This is a genomic window from Paractinoplanes durhamensis (assembly GCF_016862175.1).
Taxonomy (GTDB): domain Bacteria; phylum Actinomycetota; class Actinomycetes; order Mycobacteriales; family Micromonosporaceae; genus Actinoplanes; species Actinoplanes durhamensis.
In genome coordinates, this window is sequence record NZ_BOML01000005.1 from 210,184 (window position 1) to 216,861 (window position 6,678).

The 6,678-nt window shown below is 68.9% G+C and carries 5 protein-coding genes; all 5 read left to right on the forward strand.

The genetic code is table 11. The features are described from left to right. The first annotated feature begins 1 nt into the window (after position 1). The gene (locus Adu01nite_RS02900; RefSeq protein ID WP_203724624.1) at positions 2–919 is read left to right on the forward strand and encodes an ABC transporter ATP-binding protein; all 918 of its coding nucleotides are present in this window, start codon (positions 2–4) and stop codon (positions 917–919) included. After that, positions 916–1,734, forward strand: a complete 819-nt coding sequence (locus Adu01nite_RS02905; RefSeq protein ID WP_203724625.1) for an ABC transporter permease — start codon at positions 916–918, stop codon at positions 1,732–1,734. Before Adu01nite_RS02900 ends, Adu01nite_RS02905 begins: the two co-directional genes overlap by 4 nt. Positions 1,735–1,860: 126 nt before the next feature. Further along, positions 1,861–5,598, forward strand: coding sequence for a multifunctional oxoglutarate decarboxylase/oxoglutarate dehydrogenase thiamine pyrophosphate-binding subunit/dihydrolipoyllysine-residue succinyltransferase subunit (locus Adu01nite_RS02910; RefSeq protein ID WP_438871063.1), 3,738 nt, complete (start codon positions 1,861–1,863; stop codon positions 5,596–5,598). 55 nt (positions 5,599–5,653) lie between these two features. Beyond that, positions 5,654–5,830 (forward strand): DUF6104 family protein, encoded by a 177-nt coding sequence (locus Adu01nite_RS02915; protein WP_203724626.1) that lies wholly within the window; start codon positions 5,654–5,656, stop codon positions 5,828–5,830. Continuing rightward, positions 5,820–6,678: AAA family ATPase (locus Adu01nite_RS02920; protein ID WP_203724627.1), on the forward strand; the 859-nt coding region annotated here is incomplete at its 3' end. The genes Adu01nite_RS02915 and Adu01nite_RS02920, both read left to right, overlap by 11 nt.

Below are 6,678 nucleotides of genomic sequence, written 5' to 3' on the forward strand. Positions count from 1 at the left end.
GATGGGCGCCCCGGCGAGCGACGACATAGTCGTCGATCACCTGACCAAGCAGTACAAAAAACTTCGAGCCGTGGACGATCTGAGCTTCAGCGTGCGTTCCGGGCGGGTGACCGGATTCCTCGGCCCCAACGGCGCCGGCAAGACCACCACCCTGCGCATGCTGCTGGGCCTGGTGACGCCGACCGCGGGCAACGCCACGTTCGGCGGCCAGAAATACACCGACCTGCACGACCCGATCCGGCAGGTCGGCGCGGTGCTGGAGGCTTCCAGCGCGCACCGTGGCCGCAGCGGCCGCAACCACCTGCGGATGATCTGCCGCGCCGCCGGCCTGCCCGACTCGCGGGCCGACGAGACGCTCGAGCTGGTCGGGCTCACCCCGGCCGCCAAGCGCAAGTTCAAGGGCTACTCGCTCGGCATGAAGCAGCGGCTGGGCATCGCCGCGGCCATGCTCGGCAACCCGAAGGTGCTGATCCTCGACGAGCCGGCCAACGGCCTCGACCCCGAGGGCATCCGCTGGATGCGTGACCTGCTCAAGGCGCTCGCCGCCGAGGGCCGCACGGTGCTGGTCTCCAGCCACCTGCTGGGCGAGATGCAGCTGCTCGCCGACGACGTGGTGATCGTGGCGGCCGGCAAGCTGATCCGGCAGGGCCCGGTCGACGAGGTGCTCGGTTCGATGGGCGCCGCCCAGGTCCGGGTGCGCACCCCGCAGGCGGCCGAGCTCACCACCGCGCTCGCCGCCATCGACGCCAAGGTCTCGCCGCAGTCCGACGGTTCGCTGCTGGTCAGCGGGGCCGAGGCGGCCGCGGTCGGCCATGCCGCCTTCACCGCGTCGGTCGAGCTGCACGAGCTCGTCAGCGAACGCGGCGACCTCGAACAGGTCTTCCTGCAGCTCACGGCCGGAATGGCGGGCATCCGATGAACCTGATCAACGCCGAGCTCTTCAAGCTCCGCACCACCGCGATCTGGTGGATCATGGGCATCGTCCTGCTTCCGCTGTACGCGGCGAGCGTGCTGGCCAACTGGGCCCAGTTCGCCAACACCTCGCCGGACGACGCGGCCGGCACCGACCAGGCCGAGCAGGTCCGCGCGGCCCTCGAGCCGATCAACGTGGCCACCAGCCTCTACACCAGTGGGCAGTTCTTCGGCATCCTGATCGTCCTGCTGCTCTCGGCGATCATCGTGACCAGTGAGTTCTTCCACCTCACCGCGACCACCACGTTCCTGGTCACCCCGAAGCGGGAATCGGTGATCCTGGCCAAGTTCGGCGCGGCGGCGATCGTCGGCGTGTTCGTCTGGCTGCTCACCACGGTGCTCAACATGATCGTGGTCCCGCCGATCATGAGCCAGCTCGACCTGAGCACTCAGCTCGGCGAGGGCGCGGTGTGGCGGGCGATCGGGCTCAACCTGCTGGCCTTCGTGCTGTGGGCGGTGCTCGGCGTCGGCCTGGGTGTGCTGATCCGCAACCAGCTGGCGGCCACGCTCATCCTGGGCATCGTCTACGTGATCGGCACCTCGGTGGTCGGGCTGATCTTCTACCTGCTCACCCAGTACGTGGCGCACTGGTTCGAGAACCTGCAGGTGCTCGTGCCGACCACGGCGTCGGCGCTGATGATCTCCGGAACCGAACTCCCCGGTAACCCCCCGCGATGGGTCGGTGCCGCGGTGTTGATCGGCTACGCGATCGTGGCCGGGGTCGTGGGGACGCTGATCACCAAACGTCGCGACATCTCGTAGAGCAACATAATCTTTACGCCTTCGTAGAGCCGACGCGGGGACGGACTCCGTCCCCGCACGGCGTAGCCTTAGACACCGAATCCTTCCCCGTCCCATGCGGCCAGAAGCAGTCGCATGCTGACAGACATGGTGAAAGAGGCGAACACGAAAGTGTCGACCCAGCAGACTTCGCATGAGAACCCACTCGCGGATTTCGGTCCCAACGAGTGGATCGTCGACGAGATGTACCAGCGCTATCTGGCCGACCCCACCAGCGTCGACCCTGCCTGGCACGATTTCTTCGCCGACTACAAGCCGGCGATGGCCACGGGTTCGATCGTCACCCCCGACGAGGCGACCGCGGCCAACGCGACCGCGTCGGCGGCGCGGGCCGGCACGGACGCTCCGGCGGCCGCGACCGTCGCCCCGGTAAAGCCGACCGTGCCCGACACTGCGAAGCCTGCACCGAAGCCCGCGCCGGCGGCCAAGCCGGCCCCGGCTTCGGCCGCCTCGAACGGCAAGGCGCCGGAAGGCGCCAAGGTCACCACCCTGCGTGGGGTCGCCGCCAAGATCGTGCAGAACATGGACGCCTCCCTGGAGGTGCCCACCGCCACCTCGGTGCGCGGCGTCCCGGCCAAGCTGATGGTCGACAACCGCATCGTGATCAACAACCACCTCGCCCGCGGGCGCGGTGGCAAGGTCAGCTTCACCCACCTGATCGGGTGGGCGCTGGTCCGCGCGGTGATCAAGCACCCCGAGATGAACAACTCGTTCGCCCAGATCGACGGCAAGCCCGCCCTGGTGCAGCCCGAGCACATCAACCTCGGCATCGCGATCGACCTCGCCAAGAAGGACGGCAGCCGCGCCCTGGTCGTGCCCTCCATCAAGAACTGCGAGGGGATGGACTTTCGTAAGTTCTGGCAGGCGTACGAGGACGTCGTGCGGCGGGCCCGGCGCAACGAGCTCACCATGGACGACTACTCCGGCACCACGATCTCGCTGACCAACCCCGGCGGCATCGGCACCGTGCACTCCATCCCCCGCCTGATGACCGGGCAGAGCGCGATCATCGGCGTCGGCGCGATGGAGTACCCCGCGCCCTACGCCGGGATGAGCGACGACACCCTCGTCGACCACGGCGTCAGCAAGGTCACCACGCTGACCAGCACCTACGACCACCGGGTCATCCAGGGTGCGCAGTCCGGCGAGTTCCTCAAGGCCATGCACGAATACCTGCTGGGCGACCACGGGTTCTACGACGAGATCTTCACCTCGCTGCGGATTCCGTACGAGCCGGTCCGCTGGGTCCGCGACGTGGCCCGCACCTCCGAGGGCCAGATCGACAAGGCCGCCCGGGTCGTCGAGCTGATCCACGCCTACCGCGTGCGCGGCCACCTGATGGCCGACACCGACCCGCTCGAATTCGAGATCCGCCGCCACCCCGACCTCGACGTGCTCCAGCACGGCCTGACCCTGTGGGACCTCGACCGGATGTTCCCGGTCGGCGGTTTCGCCGGCAAGCAGCGGATGAAGCTGCGCGACGTGCTGGGCGTCCTGCGCGACACCTACTGCCGCCGGGTCGGCATCGAGTACATGCACATCCAGGGTCCCGAGGAGCGGCGCTGGATCCAGGACCGCATCGAGATCAAGTACACCAAGCCGGACCAGGACGAGCAGAAGCACATCCTCAACCGGCTGAACGCCGCCGAGGCCTTCGAGACCTTCCTGCAGACGAAGTTCGTCGGCCAGAAGCGGTTCTCGCTGGAGGGTGGCGAGTCACTGATCCCGCTGCTGGACGCCGTTCTCGAGTCGTCGGCCGACGCCGGCCTCGACGAGATGGTCATCGGCATGGCGCACCGCGGCCGGCTCAACGTGCTCGCCAACATCGTCGCCAAGCCGTACGAGAAGATCTTCAGCGAGTTCGAGGGCCAGATGGACCCGAAGTCCTCGCACGGCTCCGGTGACGTGAAATACCACCTGGGCCAGACCGGGAAGTACACGACGCCCGACGGCGAGCACTCGACCACCGTCAGCGTGGTGGCCAACCCGTCCCACCTGGAGGCCGTCGACCCGGTCCTGGAGGGCATCGTCCGGGCCAAGCAGGACCGCCTCGACCTCGGTCTGCACGGCTACACGGTGCTGCCGCTCCTGGTGCACGGCGACGCCGCGTTCGCCGGTCAGGGCGTGGTCGCCGAAACGCTCAACCTTTCCCAGCTGCGCGGCTACCGCACCGGCGGCACCGTGCACGTGATCGTGAACAACCAGGTCGGCTTCACCACCGCCCCGGAGTACAGCCGCTCCTCGATGTACTCGACCGACGTGGCCCGGATGATCCAGGCGCCGATCTTCCACGTGAACGGCGACGACCCCGAGGCCGTCGTACGGGTCGCCAAGCTGGCCTTCGAGTACCGCCAGGCGTTCAACAAGGACGTCGTCATCGACATGGTCTGCTACCGCCGCCGTGGTCACAACGAGGGCGACGACCCGTCGATGACCAACCCGCGGATGTACCAGATCATCGACACCAAGCGCTCGGTGCGGAAGCTCTACACCGAGGAGCTGATCGGTCGCGGCGACATCACCGTCGACGACGCCCAGGAGCAGCTGCGCGACTACCAGTCCCAGCTGGAGCAGGTCTTCAAGGCCACTCGGGACGCGGCCGGCACGCCGCCGCGGCCGCGGGTCATCTCCGAGGAGCCGGAGCCGCAGGTCGACACCGCGATCGACGCGGCCGCGGTCGGCGCGGTCGGCCAGTCGCACCTCGAGCTGCCCGAGGGCTTCACCCCGCACAAGCGGGTGCAGCAGCTGCTCGAGCGGCGCGCCAAGATGTCCGCCGAGGGCGGCATCGACTGGGCGTTCGGCGAGCTGATCGCGTTCGGCTCGCTGCTCAACCAGGGCGTGACGGTCCGGCTCGCCGGGCAGGACTCGCGGCGCGGCACGTTCGTCTCCCGGCACGCGTCGATCGTCGACTCCAAGACCGGCAAGGACTTCCTGCCGCTGTCCACGCTCGCCACCGGCAACGCCCGGTTCTTCGTGCACGACTCGCTGCTCAGCGAGTACGCCGCGATGGGCTTCGAATACGGCTACTCGGTGGAGAACCCGGAGGCGCTGGTCCTCTGGGAGGCCCAGTTCGGCGACTTCGCCAACGGTGCCCAGTCGATCGTCGACGAGTTCATCTCCTCCGGCGAGGTCAAGTGGGGCCAGCAGTCGTCGCTGGTGCTGCTGCTCCCGCACGGCCAGGAGGGCCAGGGCCCGGACCACTCGTCCGGCCGGCCCGAGCGGTTCCTGCAGCTCTGCGCGCAGGACAACATGCGGGTGGCGAACGTGACCACCCCCGGCAACTACTTCCACCTGCTGCGCCGCCAGGCTCTCTCGAGCAAGCGCAAGCCGCTCGTGGTGTTCTCGCCGAAGTCGCTGCTGCGGCACAAGCTGGCGGTGTCGTCGGTCGCCGACTTCACCACCGGCACGTTCCAGCCGATCCTCGCCGACGCCGGCGTCAACGGCACGCCGCTGGAGGCCGCCGAGGTGAAGCGGGTCCTGCTCTGCTCCGGCAAGGTCTACTACGACCTGTTCCAGGCCCGGGCCGAGCGCGGCATCACCGACACGGCGATCATCCGGATGGAGCAGATCTACCCGCTGCCGGTGGCCGAGCTCAAGGCGGTGCTGGCGCAGTACCCGAACGCGGAGGACTTCGCCTGGGTCCAGGAGGAGCCGGCCAACCAGGGCGCCTGGTCGTTCGTGGCGCTCAACCTGCTGGAGCACCTGGAGGGTGTCCGGCTGCGCCGGATCTCCCGCCCGGCCGCGGCCGCGCCCGCGGTCGGCTCGGCCAAGATGCACGACGCCGAGCAGTCGGCCCTGATCGAGGCGGCGCTCCCCCGGCCGTAAGCAGCTTGCTATAAAAAGGGGCGCCCCAGGGCGCCCCTTTTTCATTGGAGGATCTGTGTATTTCACCGACCGGGGCATCGAGGAACTGGTCCAGCGGCGCGGCGAGGAGTCCGTGACACTGGAGTGGCTCGGCGAGCAGCTGCGCACGTTCGTCGACCAGAACCCCGAGTTCGAGACCCCGATCGAGCGGTTCGCCACCTGGCTGGCCCGCGACGACGAGGATGACGAGTAGGACCCCGCCGCCGATCCGGCGGGTCGAGCGGGCGCCCGGCGCCGAGATCGACCGCGCCGTGTGGTGGGCCCGGATCCCGGCGGTCGCGGCCGTCCTCGACCATGGGCTGAACCTTCCGGCCGGGGTGACCTTCCTGGTCGGCGAGAACGGCTCGGGCAAGTCGACGCTGATCGAGGCCCTGGCCGGCGTGCACGGGCTGAACCCGGAGGGCGGCTCCCGCGGCGCGATGCACTCCACCCGGGTGACCGAGGCGCCGCTGGCCGACGCCCTGCGGGTGATCCGGACACCCGGCAAGCGGGTCAACTCGTACTTCCTGCGCGCCGAGACCATGCACGGCCTCTACACGTACCTCGAGAACCTCCCCTGCTCGCCGGACGACGACCTGCACGAACGCAGCCACGGCGAGGGATTCCTGGAGCTGCTGGAACGCAAGTTCCGGGGTTTCGGCTTCTACCTGATGGACGAGCCGGAGGCCCCGCAGTCGTTCACGTCCACGCTGCGGCTGGTCGCCCACCTGGACACGCTGCGCCGGGCGGGCGCCCAGGTGGTGGTGGCCACCCACTCCCCGCTGCTGACCGCCCTGCCCGGCGCCACGATCCTCGAGTTGGGCGGCCACGGCATCCGCCGCACCACCTGGCCCGACCTGGAGCTGACCAACCGCTGGCGCCTCTTCCTCACCGACCCGGAGGCATACCTGCGGCGGCTCCTCCAGTCAGTTGGCAGCCGCTACCTCCGGCGCGGGTGGCGGCTGGAGCAGCCCGATGACCTGGGTCATCTGCGTGCTCAGCTGATCCACCTGCACGCTCAGGTGACCCACCAGCTGGCCCACCTTGGCGTCCAGCTGGCTC

What these genes read in the sequence shown, in the direction of transcription:
- Adu01nite_RS02900 (WP_203724624.1), top strand. Translation starts at nt 2, where the DNA reads ATGGGCGCCCCGGCGAGCGACGACATAGTCGTCGATCACCTGACCAAG.
- Adu01nite_RS02905 (WP_203724625.1), top strand. Translation starts at nt 916, where the DNA reads ATGAACCTGATCAACGCCGAGCTCTTCAAGCTCCGCACCACCGCGATC.
- Adu01nite_RS02910 (WP_438871063.1), top strand. Translation starts at nt 1,861, where the DNA reads ATGGTGAAAGAGGCGAACACGAAAGTGTCGACCCAGCAGACTTCGCAT.